At 71.6% G+C, this 22,807-nt stretch carries 22 protein-coding genes and 1 tRNA gene; 16 read left to right on the forward strand and 7 right to left on the reverse strand.

The window, feature by feature from the left end:
* Together EPL04_RS14725 and artA are read left to right on the forward strand one after the other, a co-directional pair.
* Positions 1 to 335 (forward strand): PGF-CTERM sorting domain-containing protein (locus EPL04_RS14725; RefSeq protein ID WP_134671958.1); only part of this gene is annotated, 335 nt, incomplete at its 5' end.
* A 201-nt stretch (positions 336 to 536) separates the two neighbouring features.
* Positions 537 to 1,469: an archaeosortase A gene (gene artA, locus EPL04_RS14730; RefSeq protein WP_245154589.1), complete on the forward strand. Its 933-nt coding sequence runs from the start codon at positions 537 to 539 to the stop codon at positions 1,467 to 1,469.
* Here the strand turns inward: artA and dph5 are convergent, their stop codons facing one another.
* On the reverse strand, positions 1,470 to 2,243 hold the full coding sequence (dph5, locus tag EPL04_RS14735; RefSeq protein WP_134671960.1) for a diphthine synthase: 774 nt from the start codon (positions 2,241 to 2,243) through the stop codon (positions 1,470 to 1,472).
* Positions 2,244 to 2,358: 115 nt separating this feature from the next.
* Here dph5 and EPL04_RS14740 point away from each other — a divergent pair, with 115 nt between their 5' ends.
* Together EPL04_RS14740 and EPL04_RS14745 are read left to right on the forward strand one after the other, a co-directional pair.
* Positions 2,359 to 3,339 (forward strand): class I SAM-dependent methyltransferase, encoded by a 981-nt coding sequence (locus tag EPL04_RS14740; RefSeq protein WP_134671961.1) that lies wholly within the window; start codon positions 2,359 to 2,361, stop codon positions 3,337 to 3,339.
* A 100-nt stretch (positions 3,340 to 3,439) separates the two neighbouring features.
* Positions 3,440 to 3,514: transfer RNA gene (locus tag EPL04_RS14745), tRNA-Thr, on the forward strand.
* A gap of 99 nt (positions 3,515 to 3,613) precedes the next feature.
* Here the strand turns inward: EPL04_RS14745 and EPL04_RS14750 are convergent.
* On the reverse strand, positions 3,614 to 3,865 hold the full coding sequence (locus tag EPL04_RS14750) for a hypothetical protein (RefSeq protein WP_134671962.1): 252 nt from the start codon (positions 3,863 to 3,865) through the stop codon (positions 3,614 to 3,616).
* A 61-nt stretch (positions 3,866 to 3,926) separates the two neighbouring features.
* Entirely contained in the window at positions 3,927 to 5,018 is a 1,092-nt protein-coding gene (locus EPL04_RS14755) for a pyridoxal-phosphate-dependent aminotransferase family protein (protein ID WP_134671963.1), read from the reverse strand.
* Positions 5,019 to 5,139: 121 nt separating this feature from the next.
* On the opposite strand from EPL04_RS14755, the gene EPL04_RS14760 reads away from it, so the two are divergent.
* From EPL04_RS14760 to EPL04_RS14790, 7 genes are read left to right on the forward strand one after another with little or no spacing between them, the layout of a single operon-like run.
* Positions 5,140 to 7,023: an ATPase, T2SS/T4P/T4SS family gene (locus EPL04_RS14760; RefSeq protein ID WP_134671964.1), complete on the forward strand. Its 1,884-nt coding sequence runs from the start codon at positions 5,140 to 5,142 to the stop codon at positions 7,021 to 7,023.
* Positions 7,020 to 8,702, forward strand: a complete 1,683-nt coding sequence (locus tag EPL04_RS14765; RefSeq protein WP_134671965.1) for a type II secretion system protein — start codon at positions 7,020 to 7,022, stop codon at positions 8,700 to 8,702. The genes EPL04_RS14760 and EPL04_RS14765 overlap by 4 nt, the downstream gene beginning before the upstream one ends.
* Before the next feature lie 32 nt (positions 8,703 to 8,734).
* Positions 8,735 to 9,199, forward strand: a complete 465-nt coding sequence (locus tag EPL04_RS14770; protein WP_134671966.1) for a DUF7283 family protein — start codon at positions 8,735 to 8,737, stop codon at positions 9,197 to 9,199.
* Entirely contained in the window at positions 9,180 to 9,566 is a 387-nt protein-coding gene (locus EPL04_RS14775) for a DUF7285 family protein (RefSeq protein WP_134671967.1), read from the forward strand. Before EPL04_RS14770 ends, EPL04_RS14775 begins: the two co-directional genes overlap by 20 nt.
* On the forward strand, positions 9,563 to 10,390 hold the full coding sequence (locus EPL04_RS14780) for a DUF7284 family protein (RefSeq protein ID WP_134671968.1): 828 nt from the start codon (positions 9,563 to 9,565) through the stop codon (positions 10,388 to 10,390). The genes EPL04_RS14775 and EPL04_RS14780 overlap by 4 nt, the downstream gene beginning before the upstream one ends.
* Positions 10,387 to 13,452 carry a DUF7286 family protein gene (locus tag EPL04_RS14785; RefSeq protein WP_134671969.1) on the forward strand — a complete coding sequence of 1,022 codons (3,066 nt, stop codon included), beginning with the start codon at positions 10,387 to 10,389 and terminating at the stop codon, positions 13,450 to 13,452. The genes EPL04_RS14780 and EPL04_RS14785 overlap by 4 nt, the downstream gene beginning before the upstream one ends.
* 37 nt (positions 13,453 to 13,489) lie before the next feature.
* Positions 13,490 to 13,918, forward strand: a complete 429-nt coding sequence (locus EPL04_RS14790; RefSeq protein WP_134671970.1) for a DUF5791 family protein — start codon at positions 13,490 to 13,492, stop codon at positions 13,916 to 13,918.
* A gap of 32 nt (positions 13,919 to 13,950) precedes the next feature.
* Here the strand turns inward: EPL04_RS14790 and EPL04_RS14795 are convergent, their stop codons facing one another.
* A complete protein-coding gene (locus EPL04_RS14795; RefSeq protein WP_134671971.1) occupies positions 13,951 to 14,616 on the reverse strand; it encodes a hypothetical protein in 666 nt (221 codons plus the stop codon).
* A 54-nt stretch (positions 14,617 to 14,670) separates the two neighbouring features.
* Entirely contained in the window at positions 14,671 to 14,832 is a 162-nt protein-coding gene (locus EPL04_RS18850; RefSeq protein WP_167599491.1) for a hypothetical protein, read from the reverse strand.
* A 111-nt stretch (positions 14,833 to 14,943) separates the two neighbouring features.
* Between EPL04_RS18850 and ligA the strand changes: the two genes are divergently transcribed.
* The 5 genes from ligA to EPL04_RS14820 all read left to right on the forward strand — a co-directional run bounded on the left by ligA (position 14,944) and on the right by EPL04_RS14820 (position 19,330).
* A complete protein-coding gene (ligA, locus tag EPL04_RS14800; RefSeq protein ID WP_134671972.1) occupies positions 14,944 to 16,620 on the forward strand; it encodes an ATP-dependent DNA ligase LigA in 1,677 nt (558 codons plus the stop codon).
* A 123-nt stretch (positions 16,621 to 16,743) separates the two neighbouring features.
* Positions 16,744 to 17,082 (forward strand): DMT family transporter, encoded by a 339-nt coding sequence (locus EPL04_RS14805; protein ID WP_134671973.1) that lies wholly within the window; start codon positions 16,744 to 16,746, stop codon positions 17,080 to 17,082.
* A 74-nt stretch (positions 17,083 to 17,156) separates the two neighbouring features.
* Positions 17,157 to 17,906, forward strand: a complete 750-nt coding sequence (locus tag EPL04_RS14810) for an MBL fold metallo-hydrolase (protein WP_134671974.1) — start codon at positions 17,157 to 17,159, stop codon at positions 17,904 to 17,906.
* A gap of 39 nt (positions 17,907 to 17,945) precedes the next feature.
* Positions 17,946 to 18,404: a hypothetical protein gene (locus tag EPL04_RS14815; RefSeq protein WP_134671975.1), complete on the forward strand. Its 459-nt coding sequence runs from the start codon at positions 17,946 to 17,948 to the stop codon at positions 18,402 to 18,404.
* 107 nt (positions 18,405 to 18,511) lie between these two features.
* A complete protein-coding gene (locus EPL04_RS14820) occupies positions 18,512 to 19,330 on the forward strand; it encodes a zinc ribbon domain-containing protein (protein ID WP_134671976.1) in 819 nt (272 codons plus the stop codon).
* Here EPL04_RS14820 and EPL04_RS14825 read toward each other — a convergent pair.
* Together EPL04_RS14825 and EPL04_RS14830 are read right to left on the reverse strand one after the other, a co-directional pair.
* The gene (locus EPL04_RS14825; RefSeq protein WP_134671977.1) at positions 19,327 to 20,412 is read right to left on the reverse strand and encodes a DNA topoisomerase IV subunit A; all 1,086 of its coding nucleotides are present in this window, start codon (positions 20,410 to 20,412) and stop codon (positions 19,327 to 19,329) included. The two genes, EPL04_RS14820 and EPL04_RS14825, sit on opposite strands and share 4 nt — an antisense overlap.
* Complete coding sequence (locus EPL04_RS14830; protein ID WP_134671978.1) at positions 20,409 to 22,799, reverse strand: DNA topoisomerase VI subunit B; 2,391 nt, start codon at positions 22,797 to 22,799, stop codon at positions 20,409 to 20,411. The genes EPL04_RS14825 and EPL04_RS14830 overlap by 4 nt, the downstream gene beginning before the upstream one ends.
* Positions 22,800 to 22,807 lie beyond the last annotated feature (8 nt).

Here is a 22,807-nt window from a genome sequence, read left to right on the forward strand (position 1 = left end):
GCACCCAGCTGACTCGTGTCTACGCCGAGGGCGGAGACACTGACGACGAAGTGACTGATGCGGTCCTCGTCGAATCGATGTCCGACGACGACGGCGAAGGCGACGAGACCACGACCGAAGAGACGACTGAAGAGACGACGACTGAAGAGACGACGACGACCGAAGAGACGACCACGACTGAAGAGACGACCACGACCGAAGAAGAGGAGACGACCGAAGCGACCGAAACCACGGAAGGTGACGGTGGCGACGGCGGTATCCCCGGCTTCGGCATGGCTGTCTCGCTGGTCGCGCTCATCGCGGCCGCGCTGCTGGCAGTCCGCCGCAGCAACTAACGCAACCTAACCACCGAACCCTCCCCGGGTTCGATTCAACGTGCCGTGCGATTCGCGGTTCCCATTCTTTCGCAGACCCGACCCACGTAGCGACGGCGCCCGGCGCAGAAACGGTACGTTTCGCGTGAGCTAAGCCGCGGTTACCGGTCGCGGTCGGAGCCGTCAATGCTTTATCCTTCGCGGACTTGGTACCGCTTAACTGTGACTTCCGCGTTCACGGACGCGCTCGCGTGGCTGACCGTCGGACTGTTCGCCGCGGCCGTCGCCTACGACTGGTACGAGGGCGAGCGCGGTCGCGGTCGGGCGCGCTATCTCGCCGCCGCGTCGTGGGTGGTCTTTGGCGTCTTCTGGGCCGCCCTCTTCCCGCACTTCGCGTTCGAGCAGCGCAGTTTCATCGAGGGCGCACTGAGCTTCGCGGCGCTACCGGCGTGTCTCTACGCCGCCTACCTCCTCGTCGACGGCCGCGAGACTCTCTTTCTGCTCTCGCGGGCGGTCGCCATCATGGGGCTGATCTACCTGCCGTTCACGATGATCACGCCCGCAAAGCACCTCCTGATCGAGACCGTGGCGGCCCAGGGGGCGTTCGTCATGGACGCGATGGGCTACGAGTTCGAGGTCATCAACCACGGCCGCGAGATTCAGGGCACGTACCTGTTCGTCCACCCGACGAAGGGCGAGTTCACCACCAACGTCCTGCTGGCCTGCACCGGCCTCGGGAGCATGGCCATCTTCGGCGGGCTGATCGGCGCGGTCCGGGCCCCGCTCGGTCGGAAGCTCCGGGCGCTGGCGATCGCGATCCCCGTTATCTGGGGGCTCAACCTCGTCAGAGTCGTGTTCATCACGCTCGCGTTCAGCTTCCAGTGGTTCCAGATCTTCGTCGACCCGATCAGCGGGCTGGTGGGCTACCAGAACCCCAACATGGTCTCCTATTTCATCTCCGATCGGGTGCTCGCCCAGAGCCTCTCGGTCGTCGCGCTGGTGGGCATCGCGTGGGCGGTCGCCCGCGAGGTCCCCGAACTCCTCACCGTCGCCGAGGACGTGCTGTACATCGCGACCGGCGACGACTACGACCTCCACGACGCCGTCGGGACCGACCGCCCCGTCAGGGCCGACGGCAACGGCGAAAAACGGTAGTCACTCGACGTCGAGCAGTTCCTCCGGCGCGCCCGCGAGCGTCCCGAGCGCGTCGGCCTCGATGTGGTGGAGGTCGCCCGGCACCACGAGCAGGTGGAGCGGGTCGCCGAACTCCCGATCGGCGAGCGCCGAGAGCCGATCGGCGGCGACCAGCGGTTCGGGGCTTCCGGCCCGCGCGACCACCACGCCGAGCGCGTCGCCGTACTCCGCCGCGAGCAGGCCGGCCGCGTGGTCGGCGGTCATGTACTCCTCGCGATCGGCTTTGATGTCGAGGTACACCAGCGTGTGGAGCCCGCGCTCGCGGTTGTCGTCGATGGTGTCGGTGACGCTGGCCGGCAGTCCGTCGGCGCCGTGGGCGTACTCGAAGGGGAGCGTGGTCGCCTTCCCGAACCGGTAGTTCTGGAGTCCCGTAAGCCCGCTGGCGGCCGACTCGGCGGTCGGAGCGTGGACGATCCGAGTGTCGATCCCCCGGTCTTCGGCGCGCAGTCGGAGGTCGACGTGGGTGGTCGAAATCATCGTGTCGCCGGCGGTGAGGAAGACGGCGTCGCCGTCCTCGGCCGCCCGGAGGACGGGCTCGGGGTCGCGCTCGACGCCCGCCCGGTCGCGAACGTCGATGTCGACGCCGTGGTACGATTCGAGGTCCTCGACGGTCGCGCCGAGGAGCCTGCTCGTGTAGAACTCCGCGAACACCCGATCGGCGCTCCGGACGGCGTCTCGGCCCTCGACGGTGATCGAGCGCTCGTCGTAGAGGCCGAGTCCGACGAAAGTGAGCATACCAGGGCTACGAGCGGACCGGTGTATAGCTTTTCGAGTGCGGCCGAGCGAGCCCGGCGTCGCCGTCGGCCGGCGAAGCGTCAGGGTTAACGCCGGACCGACCCAACGCTCGGTCATGGAAGCGCCGTGCGTGCGCGTCGACCGCGAGCGCGGCGAGGAGACTCGCCGCAGGCTCGCGGACGCAGACCTCGTCGCCGAGGACCGCGAGATCGAATCCGAGGACGGCTCTCTGTTCGTGCCGGTCACCGACCCCGAGGCGGTGCCCGAGGACCTGACCGTCGTCGTCCGCGAGGTCGACGAGCGACGCACGCAGGACACCCCCGCCGACCTGCTCGGGTTCGAACCCTCCTACGAGCGGCTCGGCGACATCGTGATCGTCGACGAGGACGACGCCGACCGCGCTCGCGAGCTCGCCGACGCGGTGATGTCGTCGGACGTTCCGGCCGAGACCGTCCTCAACCGCGCCTCGAAGGTCAAAGGCGAACTCCGGGTGCGCGACTGGGAGGTGCTCGCCGGCGACGGGACCGAGACCGTCCACCGCGAGTACGGCTGTGAGTACCTGCTCGATGTCGCCGAGGTGTACTTCTCGCCGCGGCTCGCCACCGAGCGCCACCGGGTCGCCAAACAGGTCGAGTCCGACGAGCGGACCTTCGACATGTTCGCGGGCGTCGGCCCGTTCGCGATCCCGTTCGCGAAGCGCGGCGCGGAGGTCGTCGGCGTCGATCTGAACGAACGAGCCGTCGAGTACCTTCGGGAGAACGCCCGTCGGAACGGCGTCGCGGATCGGGTCACCGCGAGACGGGGCGACGTCCGAGAGGTCGCCCCCGACTACGCCGACTGGGCCGACCGCGTGGTGATGAACCTCCCGCACAGCGCCGACGACTTCCTCGACACCGCGGTCGAACTCGCGGGCGACGACTGCGTGATCCACTACTACGACATCCAGCACGACGAGGACCCGTTCGGACCCGGCGAGGCCGCGATCAGGGAGGCCGCCGAGCCCGAGTACGCGGTCGCGGTCGAGACCCGCCACACGGTCCGGTCGTACGCGCCTCACGAACTCAACGTCTGTCTCGACGTGCGGCTGAGTCGCTGAGGTCGTGCGATTTCGGAACGCTTATCTTCACCGTCGCAGGTAGTAATGAGTGCAGGCGAGCGCCACGAGGTCGCGCTCGGTGTGCGTACAAGCCGAGCGTGCCGGTGTAGCTCAGACTGGCTAGAGCGATTCCTTCGTAAGGAATAGGCCGAGGGTTCAAATCCCTCCACCGGCTCTTTCTGACGGAACGAGGCGACGGGTCGTTCGGATGTCGTGTCTCACCCATCGGACACTCTCTACCGGGTGGGCTGCCCGACCGACCGGCGACGCCACGTCACTCGAAGGCGCGTTCTTTCTCGCGGGACTGCGATCGGGATCGGGACCCGCCCGAGCCACCGGAGCCGCCGAACAGCTTCGAGACTCCGAGGTACGCCAGATACAGCAACAGCGCCAACACGAGCAGCGAGACGACCGTGCTCACGACCCACGAGAGGAAGCCGAGGACGACGCTCACGACCTCGAAGACCACCCAGAGGCCGACCAGTGCGAGCGCGGCCCACCCGCCGATGCGTAGCCACTTGTTCATACCGAACAGTTGTGAGTCGTTCCACATGAGTGTTTGCCCGGACGGCGGGGTCGCTCTGACCCTACGACGCCTCGAGCATCGCCCCGAGCGCGTCCATCGTCTGGTCGACTCGCTCGATCGTCGCGCCGTACCCCATGTGGCCGACTCGGAGCAGGTCCTCGGCGTGCTCGCCGAGTCCGGTGGCGACGACGACGCCACGGTCGGCTTCGAGTCGGTCCCGGATCTCGTCCGCGCGGCCCTCGATCTCGAACGCGGTCACGGTCGGCGACGCCATCGACTCGGGCGCGAACGGCTCCAGCCCGAGGTCGCGACCGCGCTCGCGACACCGCTCGGCGGCGGCCTCGTGGCGCTCGAACACCGACCCTAGCCCCTCGTCGAGGAGCAGATCGAGCGACGCCTCCAGCGCGTAGAGGTTCGACACCGCGTGGGTGTACGGGAGCATGTCGGGGTCCTCGTCGGCCAGATCGAGGCCGCGCCACGGTTCGAGGCTCGCGTAGAAGCCGCCTTGATCGGTCGCCGCGACTTTCTCCCACGCTCGGTCGCTGACCGAGAGGGTCGTCAGCCCCGGCGGCGAACTGAGACACTTCTGGGACGCGCCCAGACAGACGTCGATCCGGTCGGTCGGAACCGGCGTCCCGCCCAGCGAGGAGACGGCGTCGACCACCGTCACCACGCCGGCGTCCTGTAGCACGCCGAGTAGCTCCTCGATGTCGTTGAGCACGCCGGTCGGGGTCTCGCAGTGGACCAGCGTGGCGACCGCGTAGTCGCCGTCCTCGACCGCGGCTTTGACCGACTCGACGTCGAATCCCGCGTCGAACGGAGCCTCGTGGAGCGTCGGCTCGCCGCCGTGGGTCGTCACGAAGTCCGCGAACCCCTCGCCGTAGGTCCCGTTGGCGAGCGAGAGCACCTCCTCGCCGTCGTCGACCAGCGACGCGACCGCGGCCTCCAGCCCGAGGATACCCTCCCCGGCGAGCACCACCACGTCGTCGTCGGTGCGGTAGACGCTCGCCAGTTTGTCGAGCAGCGAACGGTAGTAGTCGGCGAACTCGGGCTGGACGTCCGGGTTCAGCGGCGGACGGGACATAGCCTCCCGGACCGCCGGCGGGAGCTCCGTCGGACCGGGCGTCATCAGCAGGTCGTCGCGTTCGTCCATGCCGGCGCTTGGACGCTCACCGCCCTAAAGGTGGCCGAACCGGCAGGGCTCGGCGACGATCTCGCGACCGGGCCGAGCGGCTCCCCGACATTTAACACCGAGGGGGCGGCGACCACGCCACATGCGTGACCTGCTGGCGCGACTCGGCGATCCTGCGAGCCCCGATCCGGCCTGCGCGTGCGACCCCGGCTTCGAATCGGGGGCGCTCGTCGTGGACGCGACCGACTGCCCCGGCGACGGCGACCTCGCCGACAGCGCCGACTGCCGAGCCACCGTGATCCGTGCGCTCGCCGACCGGGCGGCCGACGCGGTGGTGACGCGGACCGACTGGCTCGAACGCGCCTACGAGGCCGACGCCGCGGCGCTGCTGGCGGCGGCGGGTCGGTTCGTCGAGCGCGTCGCGTTCTACGACGCTGACCTCGCCGACCGGGCGACGACGGCGCCGATTCGGGCGGCGCGCGACGCCGTCGGTCGCGCCGGTCCCGCGAGCGAGATCGCCGCCGAGACCGGTCTGGCCGCGATCGCCGAACGCGAGTCCTCGGCCGCCGACGCGCTCGCGGCGTTCGTCGGCCCGCCGATCGCGAAGGCCCGGGTCGGGGCTCGCCCGCCCGCGGACGCGACGCTCCGCGATCGCCGAACCGCCGCGAACGGCGCGACCGTCCGGATCTACGACGGTCCGGGGCCGATCGCGACCTATCACCTCGACCCCGTCGAGCGCGACCTCGACCGCCCCGCGCTCGAAACGCTGGCTCGGGCCCACGACCTGCTCGCGGCCGGCGACGTCCCGGGCGGCGAGCGCGCCCCGGGCCGGGCAGTCCGCCGGGCGGCCGACGACGCCGACGCGCCGGTCGCGACCATCGCCGACGTCCTCGAAAAGCACACCCGCGGGTACGGCGTGCTCGCCGATCTGTTCGGAGACCCCGGGGTTTCGGACGTGTTTGCCACCGCGCCGGTCGGCGACAACGCCCTACGGGTCGTCGCCGACGGCGAGCGGATGCGGACCAACGTCCGACTCACCGAGACTGGCGCCGAGACGCTGGCCTCGCGGTTCCGGCGCGCGAGCGGCCGGGCGTTCTCGCGGGCCTCCCCGACGCTCGATGCGACCGCCGACACCGCGGCCGGGAGCGTCCGGGTGGCCGGCGTCACCGACCCCGCGAGCGACGGGCCGGCGTTCGCGTTCCGGGCCCGCGACCCGACGCCCTGGACCCTGCCGGCGCTCGTCGCGAACGGGACCCTGCCGGCCGACGCCGCGGCGTTCCTCTCGCTCGCGGTCGAGCGCGCCGGGGCGGGGCTGATCGCCGGGCCGCGTGGCGCGGGCAAGACCACGATGCTTGGCGCGCTGTTGTGGGAACTGCCCGCTCGGACCCGCACGGTCGTCATCGAGGACACGCCCGAACTCCCGGTCGCCGGACTCCAGCGCGAGGGCCGGGACGTCCAGCCGCTCCGGACGTCGACCGACGACGGGACCGGGCTCGACCCGACCGAGGCGCTCCGAGCCGCGCTCAGACTCGGCGACGGTGCGCTGGTGGTCGGCGAGGTCCGCGGCGAGGAGGCCCGCGTCCTCTACGAGGCGATGCGGGTCGGCGCGAACGGCGATGCGGTGCTCGGCACCATCCACGGAAGCGGGGGCGCGGGCGTCCGCGAACGGGTCGTCTCGGACCTAGACGTGCCGGCCTCCTCGTTCGCGGCGACGGACTTCGTGGTGACCCTCGACGCCGGCGACGCTCCGGAGGGCGGCCGCCGCGCCGCGCGGATCGAGGAGGTCGTCGACGGCGACCGGTTCGAGCCCCTGTTCGAGCGCTCGGGCGGCTCGCTCGACCCGGCGGGGCGGATCGAGCGCGGCGAGAGCCGGTTCGCCGCCCGACTCGCGCGCGGCGACGAGCGCTACGCGGACGTCCGGGCGGCGCTCGCCGACCGCGAGGCGCTGCTCGCCGAGCTAGCCGCCGACGACTGCACCGACCCGGCGGACGTGACGGCGGCCTACGCGGACCGGAGGCGCTCGTGAGACTCGTCGGGCGGTTGGGTCGGCTCGTCTCCGGACCGGCGTCGACCGGTCCGGAACTCGAACGCGCGCTCTCGTACCTCGGCGCGGACGCCGACGCCGATGCGGTGGTGCGTGCCGGGCGCGGAGCCGGCGTCCTCGTCGCCTGTCTCGGGGTCCCTGCGCTCGCCGTCGCCCCGACGGGGCTCCAACCGCTGGTCGCCGCGGCGTTGCTCGCGGTCGCAGTCGGCGCGGCTCGGTGCGTTCGACGCGCTCCGATCGCGCTCGCGACGGCTCGGCGGACCGCCGCGATGGGAGCCGCGCCAGCGCTGGTCGCCCGACTCGTACTCCGGATGCGCGTCGAGCCCGCGAGCGAGCGGGCGGCGTCGTTCGCCGCGACGGCCGAGGGGCCGCTCGCGGCCAGCCTCCGCGATCACGTCCGGCGCGCCGCGGGCACGCCGGGATCGGGACTCGCGGCGTTCGGCGCGACGTGGGCCGACCGGAACCCACCGCTCAGGCGGGCGGTCCTGCTCGTCGAGGCGGCCGCCGATGCCCCCGCGAGCGAACGCGCCCGGAGCCTCGATCGGGCGATGACCGCGATCCTCGACGGCACCCGCGACCGGATGGCGTCGTTCGCCGACGACGCCCGGGCGCCGACGACCGGGGTGTACGCGTTCGGCGTCCTGCTCCCGCTCGCGCTGGTCGCGGTGCTCCCGGCCGCACGGGTCGCTGGCGTCCCCGTCTCGATCCCCGCGCTCGCGGTCGTCTACGACCTGTTGTTGCCGGGACTGCTCGTCGGTGCGGGCGCGTGGCTCGTCGTGCGCCGACCGGCGGCGTTTCCCCCGCCCGACGTGGCCCGCTCTCACCCCGACGTGCCCGAGCGCCGCTGGCCGGTCGTCGCCGCGAGCGCGGCCGCGGGACTCGTCGGACTCGCCGTGACGACGCCCCTCGCGGCGTGGACGCGCTGGCCCGCGACGCTCGGGCTCGCGGTCGGGGCGGCTCTCGTCGTGCGGTTCCGGCCGGTCACGCTCGTCCGGAACGACGCCCGGCGGGTCGAGCGCCATCTGACCGACGCCCTCTACCTCGTGGGCCGGCGGGTGAGCGACGGCGCGGCCGTCGAGTCGGCGATCGCCGACGCGGCCCCGGAGGTCGCGGGCCGCACGGGCGAGACGCTCGCGACCGCCGCGGGCGTCCAGCGTCGCCTCCGGGTCGGAGTCCGGACCGCGTTCCTCGGCGAACACGGCGCGCTCGCCGACGTGCCGAGCCCGCAGGCCCGGAGCGTCGCCGCGCTACTCGCGCTCGCCGCCCGCGAGGGCCGGCCTGCGGGCCGGGCGATCGTCTCGATGGCCGACCACGTCGAGGACCTCCAGCGCGTCGAGCGCGAGGCCCGCCGCGAGCTCGCCCGCGTCACCGGCACGCTCCGGAACACGGCGGCGGTGTTCGGGCCGCTGGTCGGCGGTGCGACGGTCGCGCTCGCCGACGGGATGGCCGCGAGTGCGCTCGGCGAGCCGTTCCCCACTGGCGCGCTCGGCGTCGTCGTCTCGACCTACGTGCTCGCGCTCGCGGCGGTGCTCACCGCGCTCGCCACCGCGCTGGAACGGGGCTTCGACCGCGCGCTGGTCGGCTATCGGGTCGGACTCGCCCTTCTGGCGGCGGTCGGGTCGTTCCTCGCGGGGTTCGTCGGTGCGGGGCTCGCGGCGTAGCTTTAAGTCCGATCCCGCGACCAACCCGGGCCATGTTCGATGCCCCTGCCGACGCGTGGTACGTCTGGATCGGCGTGGCGCTCGCGAGCACAGTCGCGGTCGGTCTGGCGACGTCGCTGCCGCGCGCCCCACCGCCGGACGCCGCGGGGGTCGCCGACACGGTCGATACGGTCGCCGCGGCCGACCACGCGACGACCGCGGGCCACCCGATCGCGGCCGAACGGGTGAAGGTCGGCCCCTACCGGGTGTGGCTCCGGGACGACGCCGCGACCGGTCACGCGTCGTTCGCCTACGGCCCGGTGGCGCCGGTCTCCCGAGACACCGCGCTCTGGGACGTGCTCCGCGGGACGCCGCCGGACGCCGCGTTCGGGTCGCCGACCGCGTTCCGACGGGCCGTCGCGGCCGCGCGCGACCGAACGCCGGAGTGGCGATCGGTCGACGAACTGACCGTCCGGGCGGTCTCCTGGGAGGGCGTCGATGTCACGCTGGTCGGATAGAGGGCAGGTCGAGCCGCTGGCGGCGCTGGTGGCGGTGTTCGCGGTTTGCGCCGCGCTCTCTACGTACGCGGGCGTGCTCGACGGCGCGGTCCCGACCCCCGATCGGAACGTCGCTTCGCCCACCGTCGACCGCGTCGAGCGTCGAATCGCCGACGCCGGTGTCGTCGACCCCGACCGGATCGCGGACGGACTGCGCGCCGGCCCCGACGGCTACGGGCTGAACCTCACGCTCCGGGCGGCCGGCGAAACGTGGTCCGCCGGCCCGACGCCGCCGCCGAGCGCCGACGCGGCCGCCGCGACCGTGAGCGTCCGGATCGGCTCGGGCCGGGTCCGTCCCGGTCGGCTCCGCGCGGAGGTGTGGCGGTGACTCGCGGGATCAGCACCGTCCTCGACGCGTCGGTCTGTCTCCTGCTCGTGAGCGCGAGCGCGCTCGCGCTCGTCGGGATTCCGGCCGACGAGTCCGATCCGGACCGCGCCGACGAGGCCGCCGAGACGCTCGCGTCGAGCACAGCGCGCGTGTCCTACGACGACGGCTCCCGGACAGCCCACGGTACGCTGGCGGGCCTGCTCGCCGCGACGGCCGTGCGAAACGCAACGCTCGGCGAGTCGCGACTCCTCGCGGATACGGGACTCGCGCGGGCCGTCACGGAGCGCGTCGAACGGTCGCTGGGGCGTGTCGAGTACCACCGCGTGCAGGTGATCGCGCGCTGGGAGCCGTTCCCGAGCGCGAGTCTCCGCGGGCGAGTTGCGGCGGGACCGACCCCGCCGCCCGGCGTCGACGTCCACGCGGCCGCGTTCTCGGTGTCGAGCGGCCTCCCGAGCGTTCGATCGAGCGTCCGAGCGGCGGGCCGCGGCGGCGGGTTCGAGCGCGTCGCCCGAGCGATCGCGGGCGGCGTCGTCCGCGGGCTGTTTCCGCCGATCGAAACTCGGACCGCGCTGGGTGCCCGCCCGGACCGGGCCGCCCGTGCTGTCGAGCGATATCGGACGTCGGCCGACGCGGTCGGCGCTCGGTCGGCGGTCGAGGAGGCGCTCACCGACGGGAACGCGACGCGGGCCACCCGGATCGTGACCGACGCGCTCGCGACACTGCTCGAACCGACTCTCCGCGAGCGCTTCGACGGGGCGACCGACGCGGCCCGCGAAACCGCCGTCGGCCGGGTCCGGATCACGGTTCGGACGTGGTTGCGGTGAGGCTGGCCGACGACCGCCGCGGCCGGGTCCCGTTCGCTCTGGTCGGGGTCGTCCTGCTCGTCGGGAGCGCAGGCCTCAGCGCGACGCTCGCCGGCGGCCCCGCCCCCGAGGTCGACCGTTCGGTCGGGGTCGCCGTCGAACGAACGACGGCCGCGAGCTCCACCGCGCTCCGCGGGGCGGTCGCCCGCGCCGGACGGGCGGCCGCCCGAGACCCGGTCGTCGCGCCCGCCGAAACGCCGGCGGGCCGCGTCCTGAACGACTCCGCGCCGTACCGCGACTACCTCCGGGTTCGAATCTATCTCGCGGCGCGGGCCGCTCTCGACGACGTCGCCGTTCGCGCGAACGGCGTGCGCGGAACCGCGTCGCTCCCGGCGGTCGGGAACGCGAGCGCGCTCGGGGACGCCAAGCGCCGAGTCGAGATCGCGGCCGCCGGCGACTCCGAGAGTGCGGGGCTCCGGGTTCGAATCCGGAACGTCACCGTCGTCGCGAGTCGGGACGGGCGTGCTGTCGAACGCGCCGCGGTCTCGCCGACGCTGGTCGTCGCGACGCCCGCGCTGGCGCTCCACGAACGGGTCGAACGCTTCGAGAGTCGACTCGAACGCGGGCCGCTCGCGCCGGGGCTGGGGCGTCGGTTGACCGCACGTCTCTACGCCGTCGCGTGGGCACGGGGGTACGCCCAGCGGGGCGGGGCGCCGATCGAGAACGTCGTGGCGAACCGCCACCTCGAACTCGCGGCGAACGGCGCGCTCGTCCGCGAACAGCGGGCCGCGTTCGGTCGGTCGGACCCCGCGGCTCGCGGAGCGCTCGCGATGGCGACCGCCCGAACCGGTCTGACCGACCTACTCGCGGGCGCCCACAATCAGCGCGGCTCCAGAGCGACGGAGCTCCTGACGGCCGGGTTCGACCGCTACCGCTCGGCGACCCCGCTTCCCGGCGGCCCCGCGACGGACGCCCCCGAGCGGCCGCCGTCGCGGACCGTCGCTGTCAATCGGACCGCAGACCGTGCGTTCGCGTCATTCGTCGCCGACGAGACCGACGAGGGGTTCGACGCGACCCTGCGGTCGGCGTACGCCCCGAACGTGCGAGTCGTGACCGCGACTCGGACGGTCCGCGACGGGCGTCGGCCCTCGCTCGACTCGCCCGGCGGGAACTGGACGCTCCGCGAGCGCCGGGTCGAGACCACGACCCGGGTCGAGCGCGCCGACGGCCCGCGTCCGGCTTCGCCGGGCGGCTGGCACCTGCTGGCCCACGAGATCCGGCGGGTCGTCCGAGCCCACGCGCTCGTCGGCGAGTGGACTCGGGACAACGACTCGCGGACGACCGTCCAGCGGTGGGCCGACGTCTCTGCGGTCGGAGTGGGCCTCGCGGGCGACCACCGGGGCTCGGTCGGCCCGGATCGCCCGATCCGACACGTCCACGAGCGAGGCGGCGCCCTCGACGGGCCGAACCTCCGGGGGGTCGCCGAGACGGCGACCGAGCGCCTGATTCGGGACCGCGGCGGGTTCGACGCGGCGGCCCGCCGGGCGGTCGACGGGAGGATCGACGCTCGGTCTGCGTCCGTCGCTGGGCGTCGGCCGTCCGAACTCCGGCCGTGGCTCTATCGGGACCTCGCCGGGCTCCGCGAGCGCGTCCGGAACGTCTCGGCCGCGGTAGCGCGTACGGCGACGGTCGCCGACGGGCGGCCGCCGGCCGCCGCGCTCGCCGGGGAACTCCGGTCGCGCCGCGCGGCCCTGCTCGATGTGCCCGAACGCTACGACGGTGTGGCCGACCGTGCGCGCGTCGCGGCGCGGGCGGCGTACCTCGACCGGACGGTCGCGCGCCTCGACGCGCGGGCGAATCGGACGCGCGAGACCCGAGCGGGCCTCGACGGTGCGCTCGCCGACGCGGGTGTGGACCTCGACCGTGCGCGGCGGATTCTCGCGGATCGCGGCCGCCCCGCGACCCCGCCCGCGGAGCCGATGGCGGCCGCCGGGCCGGGCGCGCCCGCGAACCTGACGGTCGCCGGCGCGCCGCCGTACCTCACGCTCGCCGAACTCGACCGCGAGCAGGTCGCCGCGATACCCGAAGGCGAGACGCGCCACCCGCTCGCGGCCCGGAACCTGAACGTGTTCTCGGTGCCGTACGGCGACGCCGCCGACGCCGTCGCTTCGGTCCTCGACGGCGCGACCGACCGATCGGCGACCGATCTCCGGACGGCGGGTCTCGCGCTCCGTGCGGCAAACCGGACGCTCGACGCCGTCGGAAATGAGACGCTCGACGCCCGCCGCGACCGGCTCCGGGCGGAGGCGTCGAGGTCGCTTCGAGCGCTCCGCGCGCGACTCGTCGCCGAGTTGGCGACCGCGGGACTCGAACTCACGGCCGCCGAGCGCCGCCGTGCGGTCCGGGCCGGGTTCGATCGGTGGGACACGACCGCGGGGCGCGCGCTCGCGGCGGCGAACGGTTCGGCCGCCGATGGCGTCGTCGCGGAACTGCTCGCGGCGACCCCGTCGCTCCGGGTGACCGAGCGACGCGACTGGACGTCGGTGACCGTCGAGTTGGCGCTCGAAGACGCCCGGTCGGCGGTCGACGGACCGTCGCGGTCGACGGTGAGCCGGACCCGCTCGGTCGCGCGCGATCTCGCGAGAGACGCGCTCGCCGACGCGGGCGAGCGGGCGGCCGACCGGGCCAGAGAGCGGTGGTTCGGAGAAGTGCTGTCGTCGGTCCCCGCGGGGCTGCCGGTCGCGCCCGTGCCCGGCTACTGGTACGCGACGCTCAACGTCTGGGACGTCTCCGTCCGGGGGGCGTACGAGCGGTTCGCGGTTCGGGCGCCGACTGCGGCCGCCGGGGCGGGCGATCCGGACGGGGCGGTGACCTACACTCGACGGAACCAGACAGTCGAGTTCGACGTCGACGCCGACGGCGCCGTCGAGCGACTGGGCCGGACGACGCGGGTTTCGTTCGAGACCGAGACGGTCGTCGTGGTCGTCGTTCCGCCGGGAGCGCCGGGGGTCGGCGACACCGACGGGAACGCCGACGAGCGCTCGCCGGGGTGGAGTATCCCCCGGCCGGCCCGCGGCGGCTAAGTGAAACCCTTTCAACGCCGGCCCCCTGTGTTCGGGTATGCTGTACGACGACATCGAGGACCCCGAGTCGACGACCCCGGCCGAGCTTCGGGTGGCGTACCTCTCGGAGCTCGCGACGGTCATCGCCGAGGTCGGCGCGCCGACCGTGGCCGACCGGAGCGACGTGGCCCGCGAGACGATCGACGCGATCGCCGCAGGCGAGGAGCCGACGGTCGAGTTGGAGGCGGCCGCCGCCGTGCTCGCGGTCGCCGAGGACACCCCGCCCGCGGACGCCATCCTGCTCGAAACTCGCGACCACCTCCTGATGGGGATGACAACCGCGGTCCTCGACGTCGACACGATCGCGGTCGAGATGGACGGGATGGACGCAAAGCAGATCCAACAGAAGATCGAGGGCCGCGCGCCGATGACCCTCGGGGAGTTCGCGCGACTCCAGCACTTCATCGCGTCGCGCAACGACCGATAGTTCGGCGCTCTCGTCGCGGACTCGTCGGTACGCTATCGCGGCGAGCCGTCCGGGCCGTCGTTCGGATCGTCTCGATCGTCCGTCCACCCGCTCTCGCGGCGTCGCTCGGCGTCGCCCGGACCGCTCTCCTCGCGCTCGGCGGCCGCCATGTCGGCGACGAACTCGGTCGTGGCGACCGTCAGCGCGAGCGCGAGCGGAGCGGTGGCGACGGCGCCGACGAGGATACCGACCGGGCCGAAGTTCACCGCGACGACGGTGACGAACACCGATACGATCGCGGTGAACACCGCGTATCCCACGGCGTACGAGAGGTAGGGGCCGGCCGCGGTCGCCCACTCGTAACTCCGGGCGAGCGCGGCCCCGACACCGAGATCCTCGACGACCAGCAGGTACGGGGCGGCGTAAAACAGGTACGCCAAGACGAAGTAGCCCGGAATCGCGAGCACCAACAGCGGACCCGCGACCGCCCCGATCGCGACCCCCGCGAGCGCGACCCCGAACACCAGCAGTTGGTAGCCGAGGACGCGGACGAAGTACCGCTTGACGTTCCGGACGAAGTCGTACGTCCCCGTAGAGAGCAACTGGTGGACGCTCCCCAGGAGGCCGGCGACGAGCGCGGCCTGAACCGCGACGACCATGGGGAGCAAAGAGAGGGTCGGCGAGACGTGGAGACCCGGCCCTCGGCTCGGCAGGCTCACGAACGACCAGAGATCCGGCGGCGACGCCGGGAGTCCGAACGCGATTCCCCCGTGCTAGCCGGTCGAGGAGAGCGCTCGCTCGACGTCGTCCGGGCTCGTCAGGCTCGACATCAGCGGGACGACCGCGAGCGGGAGGGCGTCGGTCGCGACCTCCCACGCGGCCTCGAACCGCTCGGCGAACGGCGTGTCGGTCGCGGGGGCGTCGGCGGAGACCATCGGTCGTCACTGGCACACGTCGCCCGCATAAGTCTTGTCGACGACGTCGGATTTCGTCCCGATCGGACGGAGTCGGACCGCTTAACTGCGACTGCCGACTACGCCCGGTCGATGAAGTTCGGGGAGTTCGCCGACGCCGCCGCCGAGATCGAGTCGCTCAGCGCCGACACCGAGATCACCGAGCGGGTCACGGCCCTGTTCGAGACCGCCGGCTCGGATCTCCCCGTTGTCGCGCGGTTCGTGCAGGGCCGAGTGTTCCCCGCCTGGTCGTCGCGGACGCTCGACATCGGGCCGAACTACTGCTACGAGGCGATCGCGCGGGCCGCCGGGCGGAACGTCTCGGCCGACGACGTCGAGGCCCGACTCGCGGAGGTCGGCGACGTCGGCGAGGTCGCCGCGAGCTACGAGTTCGGCGGCCAGCAGGGGCTGGGCGCGTTCGGTTCGGGCGGGGCCGAGGACCTGACGGTCGCGTCGGTCGCCGACGAGCTCGACGCCCTCGCGGCGGCCGCGGGATCGGGGAGTCAGGACAAGAAGATCGACCTCCTGTTCGGGCTGTTCAACCGCGCGAGCGCCGAGGAAGCCCGATATCTCGCACGGCTCGTGCTCTCGGAGATGCGGATCGGCGTCGGCGAGGGGACCGTCCGGGACGCGATCGGGGCCGCCTTCGACGTGCCCGTCGAGTCGGTCGCGCGCGCCCTCCAGGTGTCGAACGACTACGGCGAGGTCGCCCGGGTCTCTCGCGAGGCCGGCGCGGCGGGGCTCGACGAACTGGAACTCGAAGTCGGCCGACCCGTGCAGGCGATGCTCGCGCAGGCCGGGACCGTCGGCGACGCGCTCGACGACTGGGGCGAGGTCGCGGTCGAGTGGAAGTACGACGGCGCGCGCGTCCAGATCCACTACGATCCCGACGGCCTCGGGTGGGACGACGCCGACGGCGAGGTGGCGGTCTTCTCGCGGAACATGGAGGACGTGACCGACGCGCTCCCCGAGGTGGTCGAGCACGTCCGCGAGCACCTCTCGGCGCCGGCCATCCTCGACGGCGAAGTGGTCGCGACCGACGACGACGGCGACCCCCTCCCGTTTCAGGCGGTGCTCCGTCGGTTCCGGCGGAAACACGACGTGGCTCGGGCCCGCGAGTCGGTCGCGCTCGATCTGTTCGCGTTCGACTGCCTCCACGCCGCCGGCGAGGACCTGCTCGACGCGCCCGTGCCCGAGCGCCGCGATCGGCTCGACGGCGTCCTCGACGCGGGCGTGTCGGCGTTCTGGACGACCGACGATCCCGACGAAGTCGCCGAGATCGAGGCCGACGCGCTCGAAGCGGGCCACGAGGGGATCATGCTCAAAAACCCCGAGTCGACGTACACGCCGGGCCGCCGCGGGCGCAACTGGCGCAAGCGCAAGCCGGACGTCGAGACGCTCGACCTCGTCGTCACCGGCGCCGAGTGGGGCGAGGGCCGCCGGGCGGAGTTTCTCGGCACCTTCCTGCTGTCGGCCCGGGCCGACGGCGGGTTCGAGACGATCGGGAAGGTCGCGACCGGCATCACCGACGAGGAGCTCGGGGACCTCACGGCGCTGCTCGAGCCCCACGTCCAGTCGCAGGACGGCCAGACGGTCGACGTTCGCCCCGAGGTGGTGTTCGAGGTGGGCTACGAGGAGATCCAGCGCTCGCCCACCTACTCGTCTGGGTACGCCCTGCGGTTTCCCCGATTTCTCGGCGTTCGGGACGACAAAGACCCCGCGGACGCCGACTCGCTTCCGCGGGTCGAGCGACTCGCGGAACGTCAGTGATCGACCGACAGGTATCGCTCCCCGGGTCGTTCGCCGTCCGGGCCGCCGGAGAGACGAGCTCGTGGCCCCGCGGCGCAGATGTCGAATAGTTTATGGGATGCGGCGAGCTACTCGGCGACAAGGATGCGAGAGTACGCGTACCTCGCCGCGGCGATCGCGGCCGAAGTCGGCGGCACGACCGCGCTCAAGTTCTCCGACGGGTTCACGAACGCCGTTCCGTCGGCGATCGTCGTCGTCGGATATCTCGGGTCGTTCTACCTGCTCAGTCTCACCCTCCAGGAGCTACCCATCGGGCTGGTGTACGCGACGTGGTCGGCCGTCGGCATCGTGGCGGCCGCGCTCGTCGGGGTTCTCTTTTTCGACGAGACGGTCGATCTCGCGGGTCTGGTCGGGATCGCGCTCGTAATCGGGGGCGTCGTCGTGCTCAACGTCCTCTCGGAGACGTACAGCCCCGCCCACTGATCGCCGCGCTCGGCGCCGCGTCGAGCGCGACAGCAATCCGAACCGTTTACTACGGACTGTCCGAACGCCCGACCATGACCGTCCGACACCGCGACCTGACCGTCGAGTGGCTCGGCTACGCCGGGCTCCGGCTCGAATCGCCCGGCGACACCGTCGTCTACATCGACCCCGGCCGGTACGGCACCCTCACCGGCGAGTACCGCCCCGAATCGGCCCAGAAGCCCCACCCAGACCCCCGCGATTACCGCCCCGAGGACGGGGACCTCGTCCTCGTCACGCACGATCACCACTACGACTCGGACGCCATCGAGCGCGTGGCCGACGCCGACGCGACCGTCGTCGCCTACGAGGCGGTCTACCCGCCGAAGATCGACCGAGACGTGGTCGACCTCGACGATCTCCCCTACGAGACGCTCCGGGTCGACGAGGAGACCGACCGGCTGTTCGGCGACGCGATCGTCAGGACGGTCCCGGCGTACAACGAGCCCGACGGCCCTCGCACGGACGCGAGCGGCGACCCGTACCACCCCGAGGGGTTCGGCGCGGGCTTTCTGGTGACGCTGGCGGACGCGACCGTCTTCTTCCCGGGCGATACCGATCCGCTCGACGGTCACGCGGAACTCGACGTTTCGCTGTTTTGCCCGCCGATCGGGGGCTCGCTCACGATGGACCGGCGCGAGGCCGCCGAACTCGCGGCGGCGCTGGACCCCGATCTCGTGGTCCCGGTCCACTACAACACCTTCGAGTCGATCGAGACCGACTCTGGGGCGTTCGCCGCCGACGTGGCGAGCCGCGGCGTCCCGGTGGTGCTCGACGAGGCCTGAAAGGTTAGATTCTTAACTCTTCTGCCGGAACGTGGGCGTATGTCGCGACGGGAACCGACGGCGGCGGTCCCCGACGGGTGGCCCTACACCGACGAGCCGACGGCGTGTGCCGCCTGCGGGAGCGACGACGACCGCTACGCCGTGGTCGACTCGCTCGGACTCGTCTGGGGCGGGGCGACCGACGGCGGGCTCGCGCCGACCGACCTCGGCGACTACGTGGGGACGCTCGCGTTCCGGTGCTGTCACGACTGCTGGACCCGCGAGGGCGTCGCGGCCCTGGCTGATGCCCGGACGCTCACGAGACCGGACGCGGTCGGCGCCCGCGAGGCGGTCGCGCTCGACGACGCGAAGGTGGCCGCGGCCGCGAGGCTCGCCGCCGACCGCGTCGCGGTGGACACCCTCCACGAACTCGACGTCCGGAGCGCCGCCGAGCGCGAACACCTCCGGGCCCGCGACGCGGCGATCGAGGACGCGCTGGCGTCGTGGAGCCGGGAGTGAGCGGACTGCGGGCGACCGACGCGACCGCCCAAAAAACCGCGGGCGCGTTTCGCGGGACGGCAACGTGTGACCAGCATTTACTTACTGGGGGCCTAACACCTTCGCATATGAGTCCTCCAAACGGCTCGAACTTCTGCTCGCAGTGCGGGTCGGCGCTGGGTCCCGACGACTCGTTTTGCTCGGACTGCGGGGCGCCGATCGGGAGCCGCCGGTCGAACCGCCGCGACGACTTCCGGCGCCGAGTCGAGGACCACACGGTCGAGGGGTGGGACGTGAAACACGACTACGGCGATCGGGTCGTGCTGATCGACCGGGGGTTCGGCTCGCTTGGCGTCCACGCGCTCTTGTTCCTGTTCACCTGGGGCTTTGGCAACCTCCTGTACGCGTGGTACAGCTACTCGCCGGGGGCCGACCGGATCGAACTTCGAGCCGACGGCACCGAGCGGTACGTCTCCGGGGGCGGCGAGGACGACGCCTCGGGCGATGACCTCGTCTCGGATCCGGCGAGCTACTTCCTCAGCTTCCTGTGTGCGATCTTCGGATTCGCGGTCCTCGGCGACGCGGTCGCCCTCCCGGCCGCGCTCTTCGGCGTGACGTGTCTGGCCGTCGCGCTGTTCGCGTTCCCCCCGTTCCGGAAACGGTTCGCCGACCGCGAGTCGGTCACCACGTTCGGCAGGGTCCGATCGACCGACGAGGAGGTCGTCGAGGCGCCAGACGTGCCCTGCACGGCGTGTTCGCGGCCGGTCGGCACGGGCGTCAAGCGCACGTTCGGGGAGACGCTGTACGTCGCGGGACTCCCGATCTCGACCGACGAGAAGGGCGAGAACTGGTACTGTCGGTCCTGTGCGCAGGGCGATCCGTTCACGGGCGGTGAGGTCGGGGATAGCACGGCCCGAGACGCCGACGAGTTCGTCAGGGAGCGCTAGAGGACGCCCATCTCGTCGAGGCGCTCGGGCAGGTACGTCTCGGTCACGAAGTCGAGTCCGTGGGACGCCAGCGACTGCTGTTCGGACTTTTTCTCGATGTCGAGTTGGATCTCGATCTGTTTTTCCCAGTAGTCGGTCTGGTAGCGGGGGTCCTCTAGCTCGCTCTCGAGGGCGTTGACGTCGGAATCGCTCAGCGGGTCGGTCGGGAGGTCGTACTCCACGATGTCCTCGGGCTGGATGCCGATGAACTGGGCCTCCGGGGTCGCGAGGTAGTCGCTGAGGTGGGCCGACTTGATCGAGCCGTACGCCACCGAGCCGAAGATGCGGTACGACCACGGGTCCCCGTCGGTGAACACCGTCACCGGAAGGTCGAGTTCGTCGTGGAGTCGCTTCGTGATCCGGCGGGTCGCGCGGGCGGGCTGGCCCTTGAGGTGGACGATGATGGTGTTGTACTCCTCGTCGAAGCCGTTTTCCACCAGCCGGTCGCGCATGCCGCCGGTCTCCACGCAGAGCACGAAGTCGGCGTCGTTGTCGAGGAACTCGATCGTGTCGGGGTTGTTCGGGATCTGGTAGCCGCCCTCCCCGACGTCCTCCTGACAGTGGATCTCGCGTTCGCCCCGTCGGGTCTGCTCGCGGAGGTACAGCGGCCCCATGATGGTCGCGCCCGACTCCTCGGGCCGCATGTGGAAGTCCTCGCGGGTGACCTCCGAGACGATCTCTAAGTCCTCGACGAGCTGGTTCGACTCGTCCTGAGAGGAGAACTGCGCCTCGTCGACGTCCCAGCTCTCGCTGAGGTAGTAGAGTTCACGCAGGGTCGACGACCGGTCGGCGTCGAGCTGGTCGGCGAGGAACTCGATCGTGTAGATCGCCTTGAGGAGTTTGCGCGCCCCCCGGACGCTGTTTGCGCTCCGGGTGCTCTCGCGGTCGCCGTACACCCACACGTCCGAGTCCTCGTCGAAGACGATGTTGCTCTTGGTCCGGGTGGGGACCGACATCTCGGGGATCTCGCCCCGCTCTAGCTGATCGTAGAACTCCGCGGCGAGGTCGATGAGTTTCTCTTGGGCTGTGGTGTCCGTGCTCATTGGTTGAGGGTGAGTTTGGGGTCTTCGATTCCTTCGACGCTGAGGTCGAACGATGCCTCCGCCGAGACGTCGTACTCCAAGACGGCCTCCTCGCCGCTGGGCACGGTGGGCGACCACTTGACGAACCACTCGCCGTCCATGTCGACCGCGGTCGCGCCGTCCGAGAGGTTCGACGGCTCGGCGGTCACGATGTCGGTGATGTCGGGCGACTCGTTGGTGTCGGTGTGGTTCTCGACGACGAGCCGAACGCGCCCGTCCTCGCGCTCGCGTTCGACGAGGACGTTGTTCATGATCCGGGCCAGCGCGTCGTCGTACTGGGGCTCGTCGTTGTCGGTGACCTCCGCGACCTTCTCGGCCATCTTCGGGAGGATCGAGGCGATGACGTTTTGCTTTTTCTTGCGCTTTTCGAGGGACTTGCGCTTGTTGAGATACGACTTGAGCTCGCGGGCGGCCTCCCGGATCGCGAGCTCGATCTCGTCTTCGATCTCGGGGACGTTCGCCACCGCGTCCTTGCTCTCGCTCGTGAACGGGACGTTCGTCGAGGCGACGTGGACCATGATCACCGCCGGGCCGTTCGGGATTCCGGAGCCGCCGGGCTGGCTGAGGTTGTAGTTTCGCCACCCGATCGACTTCACCACGTCGGTCGTCGCGCAGGCCCCGCGCTGGTAGACCAGCGGCACCCGGTTGGCGAACCGCAGGACGTCGGCCTGCCCGTCCGCCTCGAGGTCGCCGCCGTACGCGATGCCCGCCTCGACGATGAACGGGTCGCCGCCGTGGACGTCGGCGTCGCGGGTCGAGGCGGCGTAGAAGTCGGCGTCGTACTCCTTCTTGAGTCCGGCCTCCACGAGGTCGGCGGTGATCGGCGACAGACAGTTGGTCGGCGGCGAGATGATGTCGGTCTCGCGCATCGCCTCCAGCAGGTCGCTGGCGGCGTCGCGATCCTCGGCGAGGTCCCGTACCTTCGGCACCTCGTCGGGCACCGTCACCATCACCGACCAGAGCTCGGTCACGACGTTCTCGCGGGCGGTCTCGCCGAACGTCGCGTCGTCGTACTCCTCGGTCTGGTCGGCGGCGCGGTCGACGTACTTTCGGAGTTCGGAGTGGGTCGCCCGATCGCGCTCGCGGCCCTTCTCGAAGCGCTTTGCGAGTCGCTCGGCCAGCCCGTCGATCGCCTCGTCGTCTTTTCGGGTGGTCGTGGCCGCGTCGACCAGCTGGTAGAGGTCGCTCGTCCGGTCGGCGGTCAGCTCGTCCCACGCCGCCCCAATCGCGTTCTCCCGGACCGTCGCGCCGAACGTCACGCCGTGGTCGTCGCCGATCTCGGCGGCGTCGGCGACGATCTCGCGGAGCTCGCTGTGGGCCACCCGGTCGCGGGCCGCGACCGCGTTCGCGACCTCGTCGGCGAAGGCGTTCGTCGCCTCCGCGCCCTTGTTGGCGACCGCCTGCTGGACCGCGCGGGCCACGTCGGCCTCGTCGTGGGACCGCGGCGCCCGCCAGGCGGCCTCCCGGCCGAAGTGGCGGTCACGGAAGTTGTCGACGATCGAGTCGGCGGTCTTTTTCCCGACGCGGGTGAACTCCGATTGGACGAACCCAGAGACGCTGTGTGAATCGGTCTCGGCGAGCATCTTCAACACCGTGCCGAGTTCGACTCCGTGGGGGTGCGGGCGGATCTCCTCGGTCTCGGCCGGGAGCTGGTCGGTCGCCCGCTCGAACTGGCGGGGCTCGTCCATGCTCGGCTCCTCGAAGGTGATGCGGGCGTGGGGGTTGACGACCGCGGTGTGTTTGATGTACTTGAGCAACTGGGACCGCGCGCGCATGTTGCCCTCCATCTCCAGCTCGATGCGCGTGCCGTGGGTCCGGTCCCACGAGGTGGTCTCGGCGTGCTGGATCTCGGGTTCGTTCTCGTCGGTGTCGATGATGAGTTCGAAGTACTCGGCCTCGGCGCTACCTTTCGTCCGGCTCGTGATCTTGGCGGGCTTGCCCGAGGTGAGCTGGGAGTACAGGACCGCGGCCGAGATCCCGATCCCCTGCTGGCCGCGGGACTGCTCGCGGGCGTGGAACCGCGAGCCGTAGAGGAGCTTCCCGAACACCTTGGGGACCTGTTCTTTGGTGATGCCGGGACCGTTGTCCTCGACGACGAGGGTGTAGTAGTCGCCCGCGTCGTCGATCTCGACGTAGATGTCGGGAAGAATGCCCGCCTCCTCGGTCGCGTCGAGGGCGTTGTCCACCGCCTCTTTCACCGCGGTCACCAGCGCCCGGGCGCCGCTGTCGAACCCGAGCATGTGCTTGTTCTTCTCGAAGAACTCGGCGATGGAGATCTGTTGTTGGCTCTCGGCCAACTCCTCGGCGATCCCCTCCTCCTCGCCGAGCGTCGACTGAATAGATGGCATTCTGTGGA

The organism is Halorussus marinus, assembly GCF_004521895.1.
Lineage (GTDB): Archaea > Halobacteriota > Halobacteria > Halobacteriales > Haladaptataceae > Halorussus > Halorussus marinus.